This is a genomic window from Liquorilactobacillus mali (genome assembly GCF_001437155.1).
GTDB classification, from domain to species: Bacteria; Bacillota; Bacilli; order Lactobacillales; family Lactobacillaceae; genus Liquorilactobacillus; species Liquorilactobacillus mali_A.
Window position 1 is genome coordinate 46,600 of record NZ_JQAR01000005.1, and the last position, 18,585, is coordinate 65,184.

Annotated in this window: 32 protein-coding genes and 1 pseudogene; all 33 read right to left on the minus strand. The window is 36.2% G+C overall.

What is annotated here, in order from left to right:
• Nucleotides 1-5 precede the first annotated feature (5 nt).
• The 33 genes and pseudogenes from IV36_RS03655 to IV36_RS03800 all read right to left on the minus strand — a co-directional run bounded on the left by IV36_RS03655 (nt 6) and on the right by IV36_RS03800 (nt 18,583).
• Nucleotides 6-605 (minus strand): major tail protein, encoded by a 600-nt coding sequence (locus tag IV36_RS03655; protein ID WP_056990840.1) that lies wholly within the window; start codon nt 603-605, stop codon nt 6-8.
• A gap of 16 nt (nt 606-621) precedes the next feature.
• Nucleotides 622-1,020 (minus strand): hypothetical protein, encoded by a 399-nt coding sequence (locus IV36_RS03660; protein ID WP_156648627.1) that lies wholly within the window; start codon nt 1,018-1,020, stop codon nt 622-624.
• Nucleotides 1,021-1,028: 8 nt separating this feature from the next.
• Nucleotides 1,029-1,445, minus strand: coding sequence for a hypothetical protein (locus IV36_RS03665; protein ID WP_056990842.1), 417 nt, complete (start codon nt 1,443-1,445; stop codon nt 1,029-1,031).
• The gene (locus IV36_RS03670; RefSeq protein WP_056990843.1) at nt 1,442-1,828 is read right to left on the minus strand and encodes a hypothetical protein; all 387 of its coding nucleotides are present in this window, start codon (nt 1,826-1,828) and stop codon (nt 1,442-1,444) included. Before IV36_RS03670 ends, IV36_RS03665 begins: the two co-directional genes overlap by 4 nt.
• On the minus strand, nt 1,809-2,111 hold the full coding sequence (locus IV36_RS03675; RefSeq protein WP_056990844.1) for a head-tail connector protein: 303 nt from the start codon (nt 2,109-2,111) through the stop codon (nt 1,809-1,811). Before IV36_RS03675 ends, IV36_RS03670 begins: the two co-directional genes overlap by 20 nt.
• Nucleotides 2,112-2,126: 15 nt before the next feature.
• Nucleotides 2,127-3,284 (minus strand): phage major capsid protein, encoded by a 1,158-nt coding sequence (locus IV36_RS03680; protein WP_056990845.1) that lies wholly within the window; start codon nt 3,282-3,284, stop codon nt 2,127-2,129.
• Between the two features lie 21 nt (nt 3,285-3,305).
• Nucleotides 3,306-4,037: a head maturation protease, ClpP-related gene (locus IV36_RS03685; protein ID WP_056990846.1), complete on the minus strand. Its 732-nt coding sequence runs from the start codon at nt 4,035-4,037 to the stop codon at nt 3,306-3,308.
• Nucleotides 4,038-4,796: a hypothetical protein gene (locus tag IV36_RS03690; protein WP_056990847.1), complete on the minus strand. Its 759-nt coding sequence runs from the start codon at nt 4,794-4,796 to the stop codon at nt 4,038-4,040. It lies immediately after the preceding gene.
• Nucleotides 4,786-6,060 (minus strand): phage portal protein, encoded by a 1,275-nt coding sequence (locus IV36_RS03695; RefSeq protein WP_056990848.1) that lies wholly within the window; start codon nt 6,058-6,060, stop codon nt 4,786-4,788. Before IV36_RS03695 ends, IV36_RS03690 begins: the two co-directional genes overlap by 11 nt.
• A 21-nt stretch (nt 6,061-6,081) precedes the next feature.
• On the minus strand, nt 6,082-7,767 hold the full coding sequence (locus IV36_RS03700) for a terminase TerL endonuclease subunit (RefSeq protein ID WP_056990849.1): 1,686 nt from the start codon (nt 7,765-7,767) through the stop codon (nt 6,082-6,084).
• Nucleotides 7,764-8,069: a P27 family phage terminase small subunit gene (locus IV36_RS03705; protein ID WP_056990850.1), complete on the minus strand. Its 306-nt coding sequence runs from the start codon at nt 8,067-8,069 to the stop codon at nt 7,764-7,766. Before IV36_RS03705 ends, IV36_RS03700 begins: the two co-directional genes overlap by 4 nt.
• A 112-nt stretch (nt 8,070-8,181) precedes the next feature.
• On the minus strand, nt 8,182-8,430 hold the full coding sequence (locus tag IV36_RS03710; RefSeq protein WP_056990851.1) for a hypothetical protein: 249 nt from the start codon (nt 8,428-8,430) through the stop codon (nt 8,182-8,184).
• Nucleotides 8,421-8,750 (minus strand): HNH endonuclease, encoded by a 330-nt coding sequence (locus IV36_RS03715; RefSeq protein ID WP_056990852.1) that lies wholly within the window; start codon nt 8,748-8,750, stop codon nt 8,421-8,423. Before IV36_RS03715 ends, IV36_RS03710 begins: the two co-directional genes overlap by 10 nt.
• Nucleotides 8,731-8,997: a hypothetical protein gene (locus IV36_RS03720; protein WP_056990853.1), complete on the minus strand. Its 267-nt coding sequence runs from the start codon at nt 8,995-8,997 to the stop codon at nt 8,731-8,733. Before IV36_RS03720 ends, IV36_RS03715 begins: the two co-directional genes overlap by 20 nt.
• A gap of 66 nt (nt 8,998-9,063) precedes the next feature.
• Nucleotides 9,064-9,190, minus strand: a pseudogene (locus IV36_RS12365) (HNH endonuclease); the annotation flags it as partial.
• Nucleotides 9,183-9,326: a hypothetical protein gene (locus IV36_RS12035; protein ID WP_156648628.1), complete on the minus strand. Its 144-nt coding sequence runs from the start codon at nt 9,324-9,326 to the stop codon at nt 9,183-9,185. The gene IV36_RS12035 and the pseudogene IV36_RS12365, both read right to left, overlap by 8 nt.
• A gap of 12 nt (nt 9,327-9,338) precedes the next feature.
• On the minus strand, nt 9,339-10,442 hold the full coding sequence (locus tag IV36_RS12370) for a hypothetical protein (protein WP_235810232.1): 1,104 nt from the start codon (nt 10,440-10,442) through the stop codon (nt 9,339-9,341).
• A 181-nt stretch (nt 10,443-10,623) separates the two neighbouring features.
• Nucleotides 10,624-11,028: a DUF7448 domain-containing protein gene (locus IV36_RS03730; protein ID WP_056990854.1), complete on the minus strand. Its 405-nt coding sequence runs from the start codon at nt 11,026-11,028 to the stop codon at nt 10,624-10,626.
• A 73-nt stretch (nt 11,029-11,101) separates the two neighbouring features.
• Nucleotides 11,102-11,323: a hypothetical protein gene (locus tag IV36_RS03735; RefSeq protein WP_056990855.1), complete on the minus strand. Its 222-nt coding sequence runs from the start codon at nt 11,321-11,323 to the stop codon at nt 11,102-11,104.
• Nucleotides 11,324-11,601: 278 nt separating this feature from the next.
• Complete coding sequence (locus tag IV36_RS03740; protein WP_056990856.1) at nt 11,602-12,039, minus strand: hypothetical protein; 438 nt, start codon at nt 12,037-12,039, stop codon at nt 11,602-11,604.
• A 3-nt stretch (nt 12,040-12,042) separates the two neighbouring features.
• Complete coding sequence (locus IV36_RS12325; protein WP_056990857.1) at nt 12,043-12,570, minus strand: hypothetical protein; 528 nt, start codon at nt 12,568-12,570, stop codon at nt 12,043-12,045.
• Between the two features lie 5 nt (nt 12,571-12,575).
• The gene (locus IV36_RS03750; RefSeq protein WP_056990858.1) at nt 12,576-13,049 is read right to left on the minus strand and encodes a hypothetical protein; all 474 of its coding nucleotides are present in this window, start codon (nt 13,047-13,049) and stop codon (nt 12,576-12,578) included.
• A gap of 1 nt (nt 13,050) precedes the next feature.
• Entirely contained in the window at nt 13,051-13,500 is a 450-nt protein-coding gene (locus tag IV36_RS03755) for a DUF1064 domain-containing protein (RefSeq protein WP_056990859.1), read from the minus strand.
• Nucleotides 13,493-13,753, minus strand: coding sequence for a hypothetical protein (locus IV36_RS03760; RefSeq protein WP_056990860.1), 261 nt, complete (start codon nt 13,751-13,753; stop codon nt 13,493-13,495). The genes IV36_RS03755 and IV36_RS03760 overlap by 8 nt, the downstream gene beginning before the upstream one ends.
• Nucleotides 13,743-13,943 carry a helix-turn-helix domain-containing protein gene (locus tag IV36_RS03765; RefSeq protein WP_056990861.1) on the minus strand — a complete coding sequence of 67 codons (201 nt, stop codon included), beginning with the start codon at nt 13,941-13,943 and terminating at the stop codon, nt 13,743-13,745. The genes IV36_RS03760 and IV36_RS03765 overlap by 11 nt, the downstream gene beginning before the upstream one ends.
• A gap of 12 nt (nt 13,944-13,955) precedes the next feature.
• Nucleotides 13,956-14,720 carry a DNA-methyltransferase gene (locus tag IV36_RS03770; protein WP_056990862.1) on the minus strand — a complete coding sequence of 255 codons (765 nt, stop codon included), beginning with the start codon at nt 14,718-14,720 and terminating at the stop codon, nt 13,956-13,958.
• Nucleotides 14,717-14,872, minus strand: coding sequence for a hypothetical protein (locus tag IV36_RS12190; protein WP_155820731.1), 156 nt, complete (start codon nt 14,870-14,872; stop codon nt 14,717-14,719). Before IV36_RS12190 ends, IV36_RS03770 begins: the two co-directional genes overlap by 4 nt.
• Complete coding sequence (locus IV36_RS11865) at nt 14,869-15,279, minus strand: YopX family protein (RefSeq protein ID WP_082623703.1); 411 nt, start codon at nt 15,277-15,279, stop codon at nt 14,869-14,871. The genes IV36_RS12190 and IV36_RS11865 overlap by 4 nt, the downstream gene beginning before the upstream one ends.
• Nucleotides 15,280-15,395: 116 nt before the next feature.
• Nucleotides 15,396-16,172 carry an ATP-binding protein gene (locus tag IV36_RS03780; RefSeq protein ID WP_056990863.1) on the minus strand — a complete coding sequence of 259 codons (777 nt, stop codon included), beginning with the start codon at nt 16,170-16,172 and terminating at the stop codon, nt 15,396-15,398.
• Nucleotides 16,172-16,897, minus strand: coding sequence for a conserved phage C-terminal domain-containing protein (locus tag IV36_RS03785; protein WP_056990864.1), 726 nt, complete (start codon nt 16,895-16,897; stop codon nt 16,172-16,174). The genes IV36_RS03780 and IV36_RS03785 overlap by 1 nt, the downstream gene beginning before the upstream one ends.
• Nucleotides 16,872-17,462, minus strand: a complete 591-nt coding sequence (locus IV36_RS03790; protein ID WP_056990865.1) for an HNH endonuclease — start codon at nt 17,460-17,462, stop codon at nt 16,872-16,874. Before IV36_RS03790 ends, IV36_RS03785 begins: the two co-directional genes overlap by 26 nt.
• Before the next feature lie 21 nt (nt 17,463-17,483).
• Nucleotides 17,484-17,891 carry a single-stranded DNA-binding protein gene (gene ssb, locus IV36_RS03795; protein ID WP_056990866.1) on the minus strand — a complete coding sequence of 136 codons (408 nt, stop codon included), beginning with the start codon at nt 17,889-17,891 and terminating at the stop codon, nt 17,484-17,486.
• A complete protein-coding gene (locus IV36_RS03800) occupies nt 17,888-18,583 on the minus strand; it encodes a putative HNHc nuclease (RefSeq protein WP_056990867.1) in 696 nt (231 codons plus the stop codon). Before IV36_RS03800 ends, ssb begins: the two co-directional genes overlap by 4 nt.
• Nucleotides 18,584-18,585: the final 2 nt, after the last annotated feature.

An 18,585-nucleotide genomic window follows, 5' to 3' on the forward strand; every position in this document is an offset into this window, starting at 1 on the left:
TAGCCTTAGCCGACATCAGGTGTTGTTCCTTCAAGCAACACATTACTACGAATCTCAGTGATAGCTGCTTCATCATTACCTGCATACTTAGCCATGTATTTGCCTTTTGTTGCAGTTTGTTTCGATCCTGAAGCAGTGAAAGTATATGATTCAGCATCTGGTGTAAATGTCGAACCTTCTTCCTTAGTATTCAAAGTTTCTCCATCTTGAGAGAATACACCGTAAAACATTCCAACTAAGGCAGTGTTCCCTTGACCATCTTCTGATTCCATCATAATTGCACAGAATGGTGCTTCAGTTTTATCACCAGTGTACTGAACACCTGCAGTAGATTCTTCGCGTCCTAAAATTCGTGTTTGATCCGCATTTTGAATATCAAGTAGATCGAAATCTACAGTGACATCCCCAACACCTTTTCTGGAAATGTAATAACCAATATTCGAGCCAGAAACCTTAACTGCATCCTTAGATAATCCTTTAATTTCTGCCTTAACTGTTGCTCCTTTATTAGGATCACCTTGAATAATAATCGGATCTCCCGCTTTTGCTAACTTATCATCAAATGGTTGAATAGTTAACCGATTAAAACCAATATACATTGACATTTAAATTCCTTCTTTCTTAATAGTCCGTGTCATACAATTTACTTGCAGCATAATATCTGCGAGCATCAACATAATGTTTTGTGTCACTAAAATAGTCGTCAAGTTCATCCGTTCCATAACGGATAAAGCCTAACGACTTCAATGACTTACTAATTTCTGATTGTAGGGTTTTACAAGTCATTCTAACTGTTGATTGAACATCTAGTTGGTACAAAAAATCAGTGGCTAAACTTTCATCACTACCCTCAATTGCAGATTGAGGAGGCCGCATTGGTCTAATCAAGATAAAAGTGTCTGGCAGAGTTCCGTCTGGTGTATCAAAGAATTTGATATTATGAACTTCTTTACTGCTATCATAGACTGCAGTCTTAATTGCATCGTTACCCATTAATGCATTATAAATTGTTGTCATCATATCTTTCATTACTCCACCAGCTTTCTCAGTTGCTTAGCCTGTAGCGCCATAGCGCCAACACTTCCAGTATTATATGCACCTTGAATCTTTCCCAGCCCACGTGGTGCGTACGTTCTACCGAAACGAGTATAACCAAATTCATTCAAATGAACTAAACGCCAGCGTTGTTTAGAACCGTCGCCTTCCCAACCGACTTTCAAAATACGTTCTCCACCAATTATTCTTGGCTTCGTATCTGTGACTTCTTTAACCGTTGCCCCAGTATCAGCATAGCCCTGGACTGCTTTCTTAACAGTAACGGCCATATATCTACCAGCAACAGTCAAGGCTTGGTTTTCAACCATAGCTAATTTACGTTTAGAAAACTTCTGTTCAAGTTTAGCAAGTGTTTCTTCGACACCTGTTATCTTTACACTCTCTGTCATTCTGATACCCCCAGTACAATTTTGTCTGCAAAGTTATCTTCAATATCTAAACGTGGATCTATGACATTCCACTCAATATACTGACCGTTTTTCACATATCGAAAATCACTAATAACAGCAGTCATAGAATTATCTGCGATAAACTGACCTTGTGTTGACGGAATATCAATTGTTATTCCACGCTTGACTCCATGTGCATCTAGCACTGTCAAATCTTTGTTAGAAGGACTATATGCATGACAGAAACATGAAAAAACTTCAACCTTACCAGAAGAGTCTGGTTCAGGTGAATCATTATTTCCCTGGGCAAAAAAAGTTACTGGTGTTTTAAAATCACTCGTTTTTAAACTCTTCTTTTCGAATTCATAACCAGGACCCGACATCAGTATCACCACTTTCTGAAGAACCATCATCAGTCAATGTTGAAGCTGAAAGCCCTAAAATTTGTGATTGAAAATTTTGTTCAAAAAACTCAACTTGGTCATTGTAGACATATCGGGAACGTTCCAATACTAACTCCTGAAATTCAAGATTATCTGTATCAGATTCAATCCCAGTCATTCGTGAAATAGCAGCGGTTGAGCTATCAATAATTCGTTGAAGATTTGTATCTTCGACAGAATGAAAGATGTGCATTCTTGCTTTAAATTCATCAATTAAAGCCATACACTACACCTCTTTCTATACACCACTTCCTGCATCAGCAGTTGTTAATGTTAAATCGTAAACTTTAGCAACATTATCATCTTCTGCTTTACCATAGAAGAATCGTTTTGCTGTATACAAAAGACCGTCTTGTAAAGCAAGAGTCTGATCAAATGTCTTAATTGCAACAGGGCCAGCGCAATATGCATCGTAACGCTGAGGTACAAAAGCAATTACTTTTCCAGTAGGTGCATACACAGATTCAACAACCTGCAGACCGAATGGAAATGCCAAGACCCATTGACCGTTGACATTCTGCATTGTCATTGCCACCTCTAAATCAATTGAAGCCCCAGGCTCTACAACAAGAACGACCTTTCCACGTGCTGCAAAAGGTTTACCATTTTCCTTCTTAGACAGAGCTTTAACAACTGCTCCTAATTCTTTCTTTGCTGTTTCTACGTCTGCTAAAGTGATTGAACCAGAAGAAGCTTTTTCAGGATATACGCCACCAGTTACAACTACATCTTTTTGCACTTGACGATTCAATCCAATAGGTTTGTTATTGCCATCTCCAGCGATGAATGCTGATTCAGCTGCAACCGCAAAAGCTTCTTGAATCTGTGTCATCACAAATGTTTTAATCCATGTGACACCATATTCTGCAACATCGTTGGGAATAGCCACAAATGCAGTTAACTTCGATTGTGTCGCGTCTTCATCATCGAAAGTTGCTGTTAACTGACCTTGAATATCGCCAAAGACTTTACCCCAAACAGCAGCACCTTCAGCATCAGACTTCAAGAATTTCAAACGTAGTCCCGTGTTCTGTAAACCAATCAAATCTAAAAATGGATGTTCAGTTGCAATATCTTCGAAAATCTTTGTGATTACTGTTTCAGGAAGTGTTACTTCTTCTTTAGTGCTATGTGACAAATCACCGCTTGCTAATTCATTGAAGAATTTAACTTCATCTTGAGTAATTGAAGGATCACTATTTCGAGCATTTAAAACTGTTTCAGTTTGTGCTTTGACCTCATCCTTAATGTAATCAGTCATATCAGTGCCTAAACTGTCCATCATTTCTGAATATGCAGAAGCTTGTTCCTCACTACCAGCATTATTTTTTACAAGTTCTGCAAATTTTGCTTTTGCATCTTGAAAGTTAGTTAACTTGTTAAGATTAATTGTCATTAATTTTTCCTTCTTTCCGTATTAAAAAAGGAATCGACCAAATCCATTTTGAATTGCCGGTTCCTCTTTTTGTGCTTTTATTTTTTTCATGATACTATTCGCAATTGCTTCAGCATCAATGTTGATTGTCGCATGCGATTTCTTCAATTCTTCATTTTCCTGTTTGAGTTCTTTGAAAGCATTGATTAGCTTGTCCGGAATAAAAGTATCAGCAGAAGCTACTAGTTGTAAATTATTGTCAGCTTGTATTATTTCATCAGCAAATCCATTTTCAACTGCTTGTTCCGCAGTTAAGAACGTTGTCTTATCCATCAATGATAATACATCCTCTTTAGTCATCCCTGTCTTAGCGGTATAAGCATTTGAAAGAGAATCGTTCATTAGCTGCAACATTGAACTCATATCATCCATATCATGATAGTCACCCTCTCCTACTGCAGATACATTATGAATCATAATTTGAGCAACCGGACTCATCCGAACAACATTTCCAGCCATCGCAATAATTGAAGCAGCACTTGCAGCCATTCCCACTACATTGACAGTGACTTTACCTTGATAGGCTAGTAACGCTGAATAAATTTCATTGCCGGCTGTTACTAATCCACCATTCGAATTAATATCAATTTGAATATCTTGACCATCTAACTCATTCAAAATATCTTTAGGTGCCGTCGAATCCATATCAAATAAATCATAAATCCACTTTGAGTCATTCGAAATAATAGGTCCCTTTACGTTTAGCACTTTCATCTAATCACCTCCTTTCATCTGATAAGCCATTGGGTCAATCTTAGTCATTCTTGAATCGTAATTGGTAACAAAAGAGTAGGTATTCATCATGATTGAAGCAACACTTTGACCATGCACATTTAGATTACTCATTGATTGCGCATCATTAACGACTGCCATTCCGTCATTTGCTTTACCGGCAAAAAAGAACTGTCCAGAAAGACCTGGTAATTTATTCTTGACAGTCTCAATATTCTCGGTGTCAGGTATTAGGATCATAAATCCATCACTTGGAATCAAACTCGTTGGCTCTACATTCAAAAACTCAACTTTTTTCAGAAGTGCTTTCATGAGTGGAAATGCAAAAAGTTTGTTCTTATTATTTTCATCAAGCGTTAAAACATCCCAACTTACTTCATCACTTCCAACCATACTCATTCCATACCATTTGTTATAGAGAAATTTATACATCAACTTCTCGCCTTCAATATCCGAAATAGTTTGAACTTGATTAAATGTATCTTCATCACTGTTCCAATTTTCATTCTTCAAAGTTGTAAAGTCTGAATTGCTATATGATTGTGCAAATTGTAATAATGCGAGTAACTCTTCATCAACGATATTTACAATATGCTGCTTCGCTGGCTTTTTCTCAGCAAAAAGTGCATAAGTACCACTATCACCAAAAGGTTCAACAATTTTCGAATAATTAGGATTATTCAATGCTATTGTTTTAGCAATTGTGTTATTCAAAGAACCAAAAAGAGGTTTAACTGTCACTCATATCACCTCCTTCGTCATTAACATCAATTGAAGGAATATCTGAACTAGGCATGTAGATTGCATCCCCACCTTCAATCGGTTCCTGCCCTTGATCTTTACGAACCTCATTGATCGTCATTACTGATTTATCTTTTTCTCCACCAATTGAAGTTGTATAGTTTTTAGTAATTACAAAATCATCAAGACCAGTGACAGGTTCTTCACCCAACTTAATCCGAATTTCATTCCTGTTAAATGTTCCGGAAGCTACCAGCTTATCAATTGAATCAGATATTGCAAAAATATCCTTGGTATTCTTTCCAACTAATGTTATTCTTTCGCCATTTTTATAAGCTGAACTTGAAATTAGTTTTGCATTTATCTCACTAGAAACAAGTTCATAAAAAAAAGCCAACGTCCCTTCATTGAACTGTACTTGCAGTTTCTCGGTGTCAGCTGGTTGATCATATATTAGTTTAGGTGGTATGCCCATCATCTCAGCAATAATATCAATTGTGTCATTTCTTAATTTTGTCAACTGATCAATAGATTGTGCTGTATTACTTTTCGTTCCACCAAGTTCCTCATACTCAAAACCTTGTGTTAGTGGGACAACTGCAACTGTTTTTTCACGAAATGAATTAAAAATCTTTTCTAGATATGTTTCCAACGTCTTTTGTTTTTGATCTTGGGTTCCCTGTGTCAAGTTAGCCTTAACAGTCCCACGAATCTGATTATTTCTCATTTGAACTTCAATCATGCGTCCAAAAATCTGGCCATAATCTGCAAACAATGAATCTGTAAATGCTTCTAACCGATTATTATTGTATTTACAATAAATTACATCATTTGCAGAAAATGTACTCTGATTCAAATAGCCTTTAATTGAAACTCCAGAAAAGGTGTCCGGATAATAAGCCGATTCATTTTTTACAAAACTATCTGCAATCAGTAGGTCATTAGTCTGTGATTGAATGACCAGAACTTCACCTTCATAAATTAACTTACGCAAGAAATGTCGCCAAAACTCTGTTGCATTCTCATTCTGATTTGGCATAACATTCAGCTTATAATCGACAATATCATTCAATCGCTTGTAATTCTTAATATGCTGAAATTTTGCCTGAGCGAAATTCTTAGCAATAAAATCAATGCAAGTCTCCAGTGCAGTACGCTTTAAGTACGCTTTTTGGGAAGTATCATCACCAGTGAAATATTCACCATCGAAAATGTAGGACATATCTTGACGTTTACTAAAAATATTTGCGATCCAATCAAACAATAATACTCACCTCCTTTCTGACTAAAAATTAATGCTGGCCAACATATCCAGTTCTGCACCCATATCAATATCTGATATTTCATCAGCACGATACAGCGTATATACAAAAGCCATAAAGCCATCAGTCTTTCGTCTGACAGGTTCTTTCTTCTCATACGATTTATTGCCTCGCTTATCAATCACCACTAAAACATTGTTCGTATACCAGCGCATCATGGGATCATCACCCCAGGCAAAATGATGGTTAGCGAATCCATCTTCGACACGTGGTGCAAGTAAAGCACTAATTGCCGTAGGGCTTCTGATAACTTCTACTTCAAAGCCTGCATCTTCAAAGAACTTTCTTAGCAAATCCGCTCTAAAATTATCCATGATTATTTTTTTGATATTATATTTCTCGCGTTTTTCGACAAACCAATCAACTACTGTTTGTGGATTAATTGTGGGTTCATCTAAAACTGATAGAAGTCCTTGTTTTTCCCAATCCTTAATAGGAGCAACAATTCTTTTCAACTGATCATCAGTTTTTCGTGAATATCCATAAAACTTGTCTACAAATTCTTTCCGGACAAATGAATGGTGTTTTGAATAATAAGTCTCACCATGACGAAATAGTAAAGTACATGCTGCAAAGTCCCGAATACTTGCAAAATCAACTGCACCGATACATTCTCGACCTTCAAGCATTTTCTCATCGATTTTTTGATTAGTCGCTTTGATTTCTTCATATGGTGCCACCGTCTTTTCTAACTCCTGTGATGGCATATCCATTCGTTTTGTCATGAACTCTTCTGTTTTTGAAGGCTCAAATACTAGTTCCTGATACTGTCTTTCAACTTCAGCATGAAGTGTAATTGCATATCCCTTAATCGGCTTGGTCAACATCGGATTAGCTTTCTCCCAATTATCAGGCTCATCAACTTCTTCTCTATTGTCCAAGCAACACCACCAGGGGAAAATCAAATTTGGAGGTGCTAATCTATCAAGTACCTTGTCCGCAATTTCTTTCTTCTTATCCAGAAATCCATCCCTAACATAGCCATCGGACCCAATGTAAAACTGACGCGGGTCCTTAATCTTACCTAACCCAGAAATATGAACTTTAACATTAGCATCATCTTCATATTGATGAATTTCATCAAAAATAACACACCCATCACGCAAACCATCTTTGGTATTACCATTAGATGTTCTGAATTTGAATACTGCCTTAGTCGCTTTAGACGTGATCTGAGTTTTAGTCGGTTTAAATGACCTTTTTAAAATTGGTCTCGATTCAATTGTGTTATAAACTTCAGTGACAGAAGTCATTGCTTGCTCTTCTGAGTTAGCAACAACTGAAACATTATATGCAGGTATTCCATGCAACTCTGAAATAAAGTAATTAGACAATCCTGAAATGTACCCATTCTTACCAGCACCACGCCCCATTAACCAAAGAAATGAATTGTAGTAAAGTAAATCATTTTCCTTATGTCTGAGAAAAATAAAAGCCGTCAGAAATTTCTGAAACGGCTTTAATTCGAAATACCACTTTTCAATAAATCGAATACATAGATCTATTTGTTTTTCATCAAAATACAAAGAATCATCTTGCAGGACTACCTCGGAAAGCAACTTTAGCAATTTAATTCTTTTTTGGTTCAATAAAATTTTATGTTGCTGATAAAGATTTAAATATTCATCAACGTATTTCTGATGTATCATACAAGGTCACCAGCCCCATAATCATCACCCTGAATTGAACCAGGAGGGGCAGATAATCCCATATCTTTTCCAAGATTAATTAACTGTGCATTTATCTTATTCATTTCGGAAATTCCAGGATTAACTTTCCAGTATTCCTGGCTCCCATTTTTGACAACGACCAGGTTGTTATTTCCAACCTTGCGTTCAATAGCTGCAAAATGTTTTACCAATAAACAATAACGCTCCACTTTTTCAATCTCGATTTGCGAATCTGAATTAATTTTTGACAGCAATTCTTCACGCATCTTTTTTTGATTCAAGACACCCACCCCCCTTCGCGTGAAAAAACACATTTTTTTGGAAAGTTGACTCCTACCCACCGGTTCCCATTTCGTCGCAAACCGCCACAATTTTTTGATCCGGGGGTATAAATTATTGATATAAAATTTCCTGAAAAATCTCATTGATAGAAATATGGTGCAGAACAGGTGCTTTTCTAGGTTTTTGTTCCGATTTAAGATAAATTGCCGCAATCAAAAGCTTCGTGCCTGCCAGTTCACTCATAGTGATGTATTGAGTAGTACAACTAACTACTATTGCACGTTCTCCCTTGATGTATATCTCAGGTACAGCACTATCATTACTGATACGATAACTAACATCATCTATCTTCAATCCCATCGTTCATCACTCTCCCATCTGTTGTGCTTCCTCTTGAACTTGTGTGTACTGTAATTCATTCGTTGATGTCGCTTGTTGTGACAGTCTTTGCACAATGTTCTAAGATTGTCTAACTCCATTGCTAACTCAGGATGATACTCAAGTTCTTTAATGTGATCTACTTCTAAGATAGTATCAGTTGTAGTCACACGTCCCTCGGCTTTACACCATTGACATTCATAGTTATCTCTAGCCAATGCCTGTTCTCTTAGCTCACGCCACTCTTGTGAGTTGTAGAACATCGCACGTTTTTGGTGTGTTTCAGTCTGTATCTTCTTCATGACTCATCGCTCTCATTTCATTGTCATGCATGGCTCCAATCTGTGCATATATCGCTTCACTATATTCATGCAATGCTTTCTCAAATGGAATGTGATTAGTCTTAGTATAATGAGTTAGCAACATATACATTGACCGAACAAGTATGAACTCTACTTCATTCTGTTTAGCTCTACCATTTATGTGAATGTTAAACTGTTCATCGTTGTTTATGTCGGTGGCCTTAGCAGTTAGTATCTCTCGTTCCATTGATGTCACTCCTTTGAATTTGTGTACAAAAAAAGCAGCTCTGTGTCTTACACTTATCCTCATTGCCACGTGTCCACTTCTGTCTGCTTGCTAGATACTCCGCCTCATGTTCAAAGTGTTTCTCACAATAATGATTAGGATACTGAACCATTGCATGGCAATTGATATATCTGCATCTTCTATACCTAGGCATCATTATCACGCTTTGCTTTAACAATCTCACCAATCGTCACTTTAAATTCATCACACTTCAATTCTCTATCTAGCTCACGTAGTAATTGTAGTTCTTCATTGCTACTCACTAGTCCATACTCACTATCTCGTTTCACATATAATCACTCCTACACGTAATAAACTGCCTCGGTTTCTTCTTTGCTGTATTGAACTAATTCAAAGTTTTTAGTAGCAACGACACCTAATTCATCTGTCCAAGTATCTGTTGGCTTTCTGGTCGACACTTGGCGTTGTACAAAGCCACCTAAGTCTTTACTCATTTCAGTATGTAGATGTCCTGTAAACAGTTCTCTGTTTTTAGCTCGTCCCCACATTTCAGCAAAACGACTAGCAAAGTTAGCAACATAATTCTTTTGACCTTTATTCCCATGCGTTGCGCCAATAAAATTCTTGCCTAACATATATGCCTTGAATTGCGATGGCTCTATATCAAAGCCCATATTCGGCTGGTTTCTGTATGCACACTCTAATAATCTAGCAAACAAATATCCAACTGTTTTATCATGATTGCCAAATGTGCTTATTAATTGTAAATGATTGCTGTGTTTCAAAATTGCTGATATTAATGTTTCAAAGTAGATTTCCATTTCATTTACTGTTTTAGCTACATCAGTCGTTTCTAACTGTGTGCCTTTTGTAGTAGTTGAATTGAAGCTGTCAACATGAGCTACATCTCCGCCTAGAATTAAGCACGTATCTTGCCAACGCTTTGAATTAATTAAATTGAGTTCTTTATTGAGCGACTTAGTATAAGTTTTAAGTGTTTCACCATTGAAATGAGTATCAAATGCTGGAACAACTAAATAACTATCTGACGGCAATAAAATAGGAGTCTCACGTTTGTAAGGCTCCTTATGTGACACTATTAGATTAATCAGTTCATCAGTATCTATTTCATTGCCAATCGGCTCAACAACTATTTTGCTTTGAAAATTAAATTGTTTGCCTTTTTTGGTACTGATAACTGACCATTGATTGCTAACTGACTGTTTTACTTTCCATTTAGCTGGATCGTAGTTATGTGCTTCAAGTAAGAACTCAGGACTCATATTAGGCTCACTATTAATCACAGTTTCAATTGTTGATGTAATTGATCCGTCTTTGTTTTGCACGTGTTTAATTGTCTTTTTAGAAATATCAGTACGCGGCGATACAGACTTGCGATCAAGATTACTAAAAGGATAACCTGCTTTACGTGCTTTTTGTCTCAAATATCTACCACTTGTTTTACAATTGAAATGCTTGTTAAACACTTTCACAGCTTTTTCTGAACTGTACCCTTTTCCTTGTAATTCTTTAATATACTGGATATGTTCATTGTTCCACTTCGTCTGTACCACCTCCTGAAATTTATCGTCTTGTTAAATCATGCATCAAGCCAGTATTGATTAACTACTCTTTCACATAATCACTGCTACCCAAAACGTTGTACTCAACTTTGCCAACTTTTAAAGCACAAATACTGTAATAGTAATCTCCATTACCGTTGTCAGCTTGGCACTCTGCTTTAGCTATCTGATTACGATTGTGATAAATAACTACGTCAACAGATGATTCTGTCTCATCACACCATTCATCATCAAATGATGGATAGTGCTTACCATTTTCTAGCTTGACATCAGTAATGACTGCATCAAGTTTTACGTCTTTAAACTCTCCACCAGCAGATGCGCAACAGTCCTGTTCTGAACATTCGATAGTGACTTTTGTACCATCATCTAAAATTAAATAATCTTTAGTCCATTTAGCAATGCGGTGATACAACAAAGCCTTTTTTAATTTCTTTATATCGTACATATATGTCACTCCTTTAATTTTATGTAAAAAAAGCTGTCAACTATCTGAAATTTATCGTCTTGTTAATTATTTGTTACTTAATTTGATTTCTTAAACTTACGACTAATTCTTTCTCTCTTTGCAATCCAGTTCTTAGCAATTGATTGCTCATGAACACAGCTTGTTCTCCATTAAGCTTCTCCACTTTATTCACATCAACAAATTGATAATCAGCATCATGTAATAATTCTGCGTAATCTTGTTTTGAAGCTTGAACATCTTCTGCGTTTTTGCACACTACTAATATTTTTCTCAACTTGTTCACTCCTTTAATTTTATGTAAAAAAAGCTGTCAACTATTAGATGACAACCACTAAAAAAAGAACCATCAACATTGTTGACAGTTCAATGGCCTCCTTTAGTAGCCAACATGCTTTTTAAAGCTTCGGGATTAGCAATAACCCAATATGTATGTGCCTACTCTCCCGAATAGGCTAGTCTATAACGCGACTAATCGAAGTAAATCATGTCACTCACACAAATACCACTCTATCATAATAAAATTTTTTCAATGAGACTTTTTGCTATATAGTCTCATTTTCGTAATATTCCCTCTTTTTTTGCTAAAAGCTCCAATAATTTTTCGCGTTTGCGGTATATTTGTGCTTTACTTAATCTTGGTTCTAACAATTCGCCAACTAGCAACCAGTCATAATAATCATCAGTACACCAACGTAACTCATATATTTGTTTCTGCTGTTTAGTCATATCAAGCAATAAATCATCTTTTATCTTTCTCAATCTGTACAGCCGTTGCAAATATGGGTCTTGTTCTTTCTTCTCAATCAGTTCTTGTGCTTTGAATGATACTGTTGTACTTCTGCTACCATTGACATTCTCGTCTTTAAATTCTCGATACGGCCATTCAATTTCCATTTCACGCTGACTAATCAATTTATCAATATTGGCTATTTTCTCATAATCAGCTTCGAGGCCTTGCATTTCTTTACTTGATAATCGTTCTTCAATCATTATTTAGTCTCCCCAATCAATCGCACCATTTTTAATGAATGTTAATTCTTCTTTGCCAACCCATTTAGAAACCCCATCTTCAAAGAACACCAAAATTTCTAAATTAAAGTCACTGTCATCAATATTAAGAACAATCCCTTTTATTCCATCATCAAATTTAACTAAATCTCCAGCTTTAAATTCATGTTTAGGTTTAACAACTTCAATTAATTCAGGATGTTCTAGTGCTTTAGCTAGTTCAGCTTGCATATGAATAGAATCTTTTCTTACAAATATTCTTCTATACAGATTAGGATAATCATCTGTATTAATCATGTCTAATACAAGATGTGGAGTCATATCTCCTAAGTCATCAAATTCTTTCTTTTCTTCAACCGTCATTTTGATTTTTTCTTGTGCAGGCTGAAAGTCTTCTAACTTTCCTAAAACCTGATTGTTATAAATGTCAAGATCGTAGTTTTCTTTTAACTTATCAGCGTCGATTTCATCAATTTCAACAACTACCCTGTCACCTTTTTTATATTCTGTCATTTTTGTCACTCCTTAATGTAATCTCTGTACCTAATCAGCTTCGCGCCTTTATATTCTTTGTCAGGCATAATTTTGTTTCTTGCCGTATAAATCGAAACTCTAAAATATTCTGCTATGCCTCGACCACCGCCATTGATCACATGTTCCACTCCATTTTGAATAACAATGTATCTGTCTTTTAAAATTACATATTCATTCCACAAATCACGCAATTCAAATTTATTAATCAAGTAATACAGCTTGTTATTATTTATTGAAAATATTTCCATCATTTCTCTAGCTGTGCGATATTTCTTGATTTCGTTAGCGAATGCCTCTTTGCTAATTAAGATTCTTTTTAGCTTGATAGGCTTCGTGTAATTTATTCCGAGAAGCTTTCTATATTCAACCAGTCTTTCATCGTCATCATCTAGCAGTGTTAAGTCACTACCCATTTCAGCCAAAAGATAGGCAGTTCTCGCTTTCTTAGCAGCATTCATACTATCCTCCAATCAAATCCATAACCGTGTAATCAAAATTGTTAAATACTTGCTCTTCAAATTTCGTTGTTAATCCCAAAACTCGCAATCTGAAATCATGTTTTCTCGGCACAATAACTTCAATTGGTATACCTGTTTTCGCACCAAACATTTTGAATTTCAGTCTTGACTTTGCATCTACCGCATATGCTGAATATCCATTTTTAATGTCAATCACATGTCGAATTGAGTTATCACCGTTGTATATTACAAAATCAGCTCTGTAATCAATTCTGCGCAGTTTTAGACCACCTATGGCACAATTACCCTGTAATGTGAATGAACGCTGTATATCGAAACGATAGGGGCATTCTCGTACGAATGTGAGATAGAAGTCTAACTCTTTCTTTGAATCAAACTTATATCCGTCATATTCAATCTTTTTGTTGAAATGTGTTCCAGCCTTATTCATCAGACAATCTTCTTCCACACATTGGGCAATATTTGAAGTTTACTTTCCTAAGTTGCCATTCTTCATAATCAAAATCACGTTTTCTACAGATTAAATAAGAGCCATTGCAAAGCTTAATATGTTTGCCTTTGTGGCAATATTCACATTTCAGCTGTTCTTCTGTTGGAGTTTCTAAAATGTTCATTAGCAAATCCATCTTCATATCAGACCAAGTATCAACAGCTATATCAATAAGCCGTTCTCTAGTTTTCATTTGTCTTCCTCCCCATAAGCTCGTCTACGCTCACACACAGTACATCTGCTAACTTGTTAAGTTCATTTTCACCAGGAAAGTTATTGCCGTTTTCGTAAGCAGTAATTGCCTGTCTGGTTAGTCCAACTTTGTCAGCTAGCATTGCTTGTGTCATACACATCTTCTGCCTAATTTCTCTCAATTTTTTCATGATGTCACCCTCTCATAAGCTCAACAATGATATTTCTGCATGGTCAATCATTTGTTCTTTTGCTTGCTTGTACATATCTTTCATAATCTCAAAGCCATATGCAGACCTATTAAGTTCCATTGCAGCCCTTAACGTACTGCCACTTCCTGCGCATGGGTCAATCACTACATCTCCGACATCTGTAAATATTTCAATCAGCCTTTTTAAAACTGGTATTGGTTTCTGTGTCGGATGTATCTTCGGATAGCCGTTATCTGTTTCCCACTTGAACCAGTTCATTATCATTCGACCGTCATTATTAAACTTTGGTAACTTATCCCGATATAGAACTACTGCATACTCGCAAGCACCAACTATTTTCATGTTTGCTTTTAAAACTTGTGAGCTTGACTTTTTAACAAATACAAGCGGGTAAGAATTATTGAAACCATATTTTTTCCCATAATCAACAACCATTTGCATTTGTTGGAATGAGCAGAATACAATCATTGCTGGTGCTTTACCTGTTTGCTTAGGTTCTTTAATCAACATGTGTGAGCAAAAATGCATGAACTCTGCAACTCTGAAATCAACATCAGTATTGAAAAATGTTGCATTAGCCTTATTACTCTCACCATTTTTGTTATCTCCGTCCTTGTACCATTCAGGGCTTGAAGCGTAAGCATTATTTCCAATGTTGTAAGGAATATCAGCAATTACTAACTGTGCTTTAGGAATCGCATAACGCTTGAAATTTTGAAAATGGTCGTTGAACAATTCAATTTTTGTCTTACTCATACTCCCAACTCCTCTAGCTGTTCGAGTGGCACCTCTTCGTGCCTGTTGTTTCCTAGCCTAATCAGTGCAGCTACATAGGCACCTTTACGTTTCAGACAGTTAACTGAATACAGGTGTCGCTTATATCTCACTACCGTTCCTTTTTTAATCATTCAGGCACCTCCAATAAGTCCGCATTCTCGTGAATATTACCAACAACCAAATCATCTCCAGGATTAATTCCACCTTTGTTATGTTCCCCATTCTGAATACGAGAATTAAAACATCCATGTTCTGAATCATAAAAAACAATTCCATAAGTAGTTTTAACTTTCACACGTTTATTTGACCCATAATATTTGATAATGTCGCCTTCATAAATACTTTTGCCATTCTTATCTTTTAAACCTGTATACTGCTCAACAACATCATTGACAGAATGATAAACGGTCGTTGTTTTACTTCCAATACCATTGACAACCTCGAATCCCATTCCTAAACCACGGTTTGTATTTATATCATTAAGTCGCCGATATTCCATTAAATCGTTACTCCATACTCTGAACTTAATTTCTCTCATTTTCCCTTGCCTCCTCAATCTTCCTGTCAATCATATTTCGCCAGTATCCCTGTTCGTGCCTGTGTACCTCAGTTGGCACTATTTCGACTACTGAGCCAGTTACGATATATTCCATGTTAGATACCTCTTACATCTTTCAAATCAAATGCCAGCTGTCTTTCGGGATTGCTAGTCATTAATCTACTGATTAGTTTTTCGTTGTACATTGATTCAAGCTGCTGCCTTGAATTATTTGTCGTTATAATCGTTGATCTCTTAGCTTTGTTGTTTTCAAAATCAACTCGTGCATTAGCAACTCGATACATGAATTCCTGCATATCAGTTCTGACTGGTTTAATAGCACCCTTCATTCCACCCTCAGTTCCAAAATCGTCAAGTATGAGTACGTCAGTTTCTTTCATTGCCCTCTCAATGTCGCTCAGACGGTTTTTAACATCAGTCAGGTCGTATTGCTTGCCTATCAAAGAACTAAGCTCGTCAGTTGAAACAAACATCACTCCTAAGCCTTCTTGTTTAGCTTGATACATGATTGCTAGGGCTAAAGATGTTTTGCCCGTCCCCCTAATTCCTGCAAGCACATAGTTATTAGGGTGGCTCACTATTGACTTAGCAGCCTTATACGCTTGATTGCCTAGTTGCTTAGCTTTTTCGACATTAGGTTGCAAGTCAGGTTTCCATTTTGAAAAGTCAAACTTCAAAGGGATATTTCCAGGCCATACAGACATTGAAAAATATTTACGGCCTTTTTTAATTCTCAAAGCTCGGTTAAATTGCTCAATATTGTCTCTTTCAAATTGTTCAGCAGGTGTTAAATGCTCAACATCAACGCCTTTTTCTTTGGCAATTTCTTTAACTCGATCAATCTGCTGCTGACTGATTAATCCTTCTGCCATTAGAACCACTCCTTTCCAGTTGGCGTATTCCCTTTGTTGATTTTTTCTTGATTAAGATAGCCTTCAAACTTAGTTCCAAATAGCGTTTCAGGTCGCAAAAACTTGTTCATAGCTGTATCGTTCTTCCATTCAGCTACTTTGTTATCAATAACTCTTCTAAAATCATCTAGGTTAAACTTCTCGTTGAACCTAGCTTTGATTAGAGCTTGAGTTTTTTTAGTAGTTGATCGATAACTTGTTCCTGCTTTTTCATTCAAGTATTCGACTATTTCTTGATAAGGGAGACGTGGTTCTGCTTTAGCAGGACTATATGTTTTACTATCCTTACCTAACCTATCCTTACCTAACCTAACCTGTGGTGACGGTTCGTCGACGATACGTCCACGTAATGTATACGAGCCATTTTCATCTTCACTTAGCTGTGACTTTTCATTGCCATAAATTGTTGAATTATAGGTGTCTTTTCGGATATAGTTGTGTATTTTCCAATCTCTTATAACAACTACTCCAGAATCAAAAGTGAAAATAAATTGTTTGGCAATTAATATTTTTAAATCATCTTCACTTCCACCAACCATGCGATTGATTGTTCTTACATTCGATACAAATCCATCATCATCAGCATGCATGTTTAAATGAAAGTACAGCGCTTGTGTTGACAACGGCATATCCAAAAATGTATCTGTATCAGTTATCTTTTTACTCAGCATTCTTCTTTGAGCCATAATTGGTATACCTCCCAATCAGTATTTCATATTCGCCAATATGAGTTATTCCTTTACTGATAAGAGAACTAACAAATCCATGATTATAGCCTAACCACTTACTTGCTTCAGCCATACTATAGAAGCTTTTTTCAAAATTGTTTCTATAGCTCTTTAGCACAACTTTTGTACTATTTTTATTTAATCCATTTTTAAATGCATGGACTTGGTTTTCTTTATAAGTACACCACTCAAGATTTTTTGGATTATTGTTTAAAGAATTGCCATCAATATGATTAATACATGGCTTATTGTCTTTATTTGGGACAAAAGCAAGGGCAATTAGCCTAGATACCAGCCAAGTCTTATGTGATCCTTCCTTCCAAAGCTCAACTCTTAAATCACTATTTTTGCTTTTATTTCTTTTTTCTTTCTTTGGTTTGATCTGTCTTCTTTTCCAAGTCCTAGATTGTTTCTCCCCCATTAGGATTCTATAGGTTTGTTTGCCATCACAACTCCAAATAGTTCCATCATCTCCAGCTTCGTACAAATGTTCATAATGTGGAATTGATTTATATATAACCACTGTTATCACTCCTTTAATCTCTTAGAAGGGAAGGTCGTCTGACCCAATATCAATCTCTTTGCCCTTTGAATATTGATTATTCTGCTGATTAGATTGAGCGTTCTGATTACTGCTTTTTGATTCCAATAAATCAAAGTTTTCAACGATGACTTCTGTTACATAAACTCTGTTGCCATCTTTATTTTCATAGTTTCTAGTCTGAATACGTCCATCCACACCTACTAGTGATCCTTTGTGCGTAAAGTTTGCGAAATTCTCTGCAGCCTTTCTCCAAATAATGCAATTGATGAAGTCTGCTTCTCGTTCTCCACTTTGATTCTTAAATGGACGATTAACTGCCAGTAAGAAACTTGCTACTGCTGTTCCACTTGATGTGTAACGTAAGTCAGGGTCTTTTGTTAATCTTCCAACTAATACCGTTCTATTCATTTCGTTTCCTCCTCGTATTTTCCCTGCACTCCTAAGCTTCTTAGGGTGTCAACATCTAACTTGATTCCTTTGACTTTTATGTGATATTTCTGTTCGAAAGCATTAATTCCAATTTGTTCAATTTCCATGTGGTGCACTCTGCAAAGTGCAACTAAGCCTCGCTTCGTGTGATCAACCTTAGTTCTATTACCACCCATGCCAATTGTTTCCAAATGGTGTAAGTCAGAGTGCTTTCCACAAATCATACATACACGATGCTTGCAACATTGGTATAGGTAATATTCTTCACTTTTTGGCAGTAGTTCGTATCCCTGTTTGAAAGGAACCCTATACTCAAACATAAAGTCGATTACTATTTCTAAAAGCCGATTTGCGTCTGAAACAGTGTTCTTTGTATCATCTGCTAGACTTATCATTCTGCCTGCTGTCTTGATAGCATATTGGATATAAAAATATTCCTTCAACTCCTCAACAGGTTGTCCGCTCCAATTCCAAATATCACCAATCAAGGCAAAGAATAATGCTCTCTGCTTTGGTCTAGCTTTGCGTGGGTCGACTATTTCAATTCTCAAATTGATGTTTTCTAAGTGGTTAGAATACATAGTCTTTAGTCGTTCGATATTTAATGATTTTTCAAGTTGAATAATTAACTGATTACCACTTATTTTTCTAACAAATGCAGGTAACCACATGA

Bases quoted from the DNA above. Each gene is read 5' to 3' on its own strand.
- IV36_RS03670 (WP_056990843.1), bottom strand. From the start codon at position 1,828: ATGTCGGGTCCTGGTTATGAATTCGAAAAGAAGAGTTTAAAAACGAGT.
- IV36_RS03720 (WP_056990853.1), bottom strand. From the start codon at position 8,997: ATGGAACGAGAGATACTAACTGCTAAGGCCACCGACATAAACAACGAT.
- IV36_RS03740 (WP_056990856.1), bottom strand. From the start codon at position 12,039: ATGATTGAAGAACGATTATCAAGTAAAGAAATGCAAGGCCTCGAAGCT.
- IV36_RS03715 (WP_056990852.1), bottom strand. From the start codon at position 8,750: ATGAAGAAGATACAGACTGAAACACACCAAAAACGTGCGATGTTCTAC.
- IV36_RS03675 (WP_056990844.1), bottom strand. From the start codon at position 2,111: ATGGCTTTAATTGATGAATTTAAAGCAAGAATGCACATCTTTCATTCT.
- IV36_RS11865 (WP_082623703.1), bottom strand. From the start codon at position 15,279: ATGAGAGAAATTAAGTTCAGAGTATGGAGTAACGATTTAATGGAATAT.
- IV36_RS03760 (WP_056990860.1), bottom strand. From the start codon at position 13,753: ATGAAAACTAGAGAACGGCTTATTGATATAGCTGTTGATACTTGGTCT.
- IV36_RS03755 (WP_056990859.1), bottom strand. From the start codon at position 13,500: ATGAATAAGGCTGGAACACATTTCAACAAAAAGATTGAATATGACGGA.
- IV36_RS03785 (WP_056990864.1), bottom strand. From the start codon at position 16,897: ATGGCTCAAAGAAGAATGCTGAGTAAAAAGATAACTGATACAGATACA.
- IV36_RS03655 (WP_056990840.1), bottom strand. From the start codon at position 605: ATGTCAATGTATATTGGTTTTAATCGGTTAACTATTCAACCATTTGAT.
- IV36_RS03800 (WP_056990867.1), bottom strand. From the start codon at position 18,583: ATGTGGTTACCTGCATTTGTTAGAAAAATAAGTGGTAATCAGTTAATT.
- IV36_RS03730 (WP_056990854.1), bottom strand. From the start codon at position 11,028: ATGTACGATATAAAGAAATTAAAAAAGGCTTTGTTGTATCACCGCATT.
- IV36_RS03680 (WP_056990845.1), bottom strand. From the start codon at position 3,284: ATGACAATTAATCTTAACAAGTTAACTAACTTTCAAGATGCAAAAGCA.
- IV36_RS03685 (WP_056990846.1), bottom strand. From the start codon at position 4,037: ATGAAAGTGCTAAACGTAAAGGGACCTATTATTTCGAATGACTCAAAG.
- IV36_RS03665 (WP_056990842.1), bottom strand. From the start codon at position 1,445: ATGACAGAGAGTGTAAAGATAACAGGTGTCGAAGAAACACTTGCTAAA.
- IV36_RS03765 (WP_056990861.1), bottom strand. From the start codon at position 13,943: ATGAAAAAATTGAGAGAAATTAGGCAGAAGATGTGTATGACACAAGCA.
- IV36_RS03710 (WP_056990851.1), bottom strand. From the start codon at position 8,430: ATGGGATTGAAGATAGATGATGTTAGTTATCGTATCAGTAATGATAGT.
- IV36_RS03770 (WP_056990862.1), bottom strand. From the start codon at position 14,720: ATGAGTAAGACAAAAATTGAATTGTTCAACGACCATTTTCAAAATTTC.
- IV36_RS03780 (WP_056990863.1), bottom strand. From the start codon at position 16,172: ATGGCAGAAGGATTAATCAGTCAGCAGCAGATTGATCGAGTTAAAGAA.
- ssb (WP_056990866.1), bottom strand. From the start codon at position 17,891: ATGAATAGAACGGTATTAGTTGGAAGATTAACAAAAGACCCTGACTTA.
- IV36_RS12190 (WP_155820731.1), bottom strand. From the start codon at position 14,872: ATGATTAAAAAAGGAACGGTAGTGAGATATAAGCGACACCTGTATTCA.
- IV36_RS03660 (WP_156648627.1), bottom strand. From the start codon at position 1,020: ATGATGACAACAATTTATAATGCATTAATGGGTAACGATGCAATTAAG.
- IV36_RS03750 (WP_056990858.1), bottom strand. From the start codon at position 13,049: ATGAATGCTGCTAAGAAAGCGAGAACTGCCTATCTTTTGGCTGAAATG.
- IV36_RS03700 (WP_056990849.1), bottom strand. From the start codon at position 7,767: ATGATACATCAGAAATACGTTGATGAATATTTAAATCTTTATCAGCAA.
- IV36_RS12325 (WP_056990857.1), bottom strand. From the start codon at position 12,570: ATGACAGAATATAAAAAAGGTGACAGGGTAGTTGTTGAAATTGATGAA.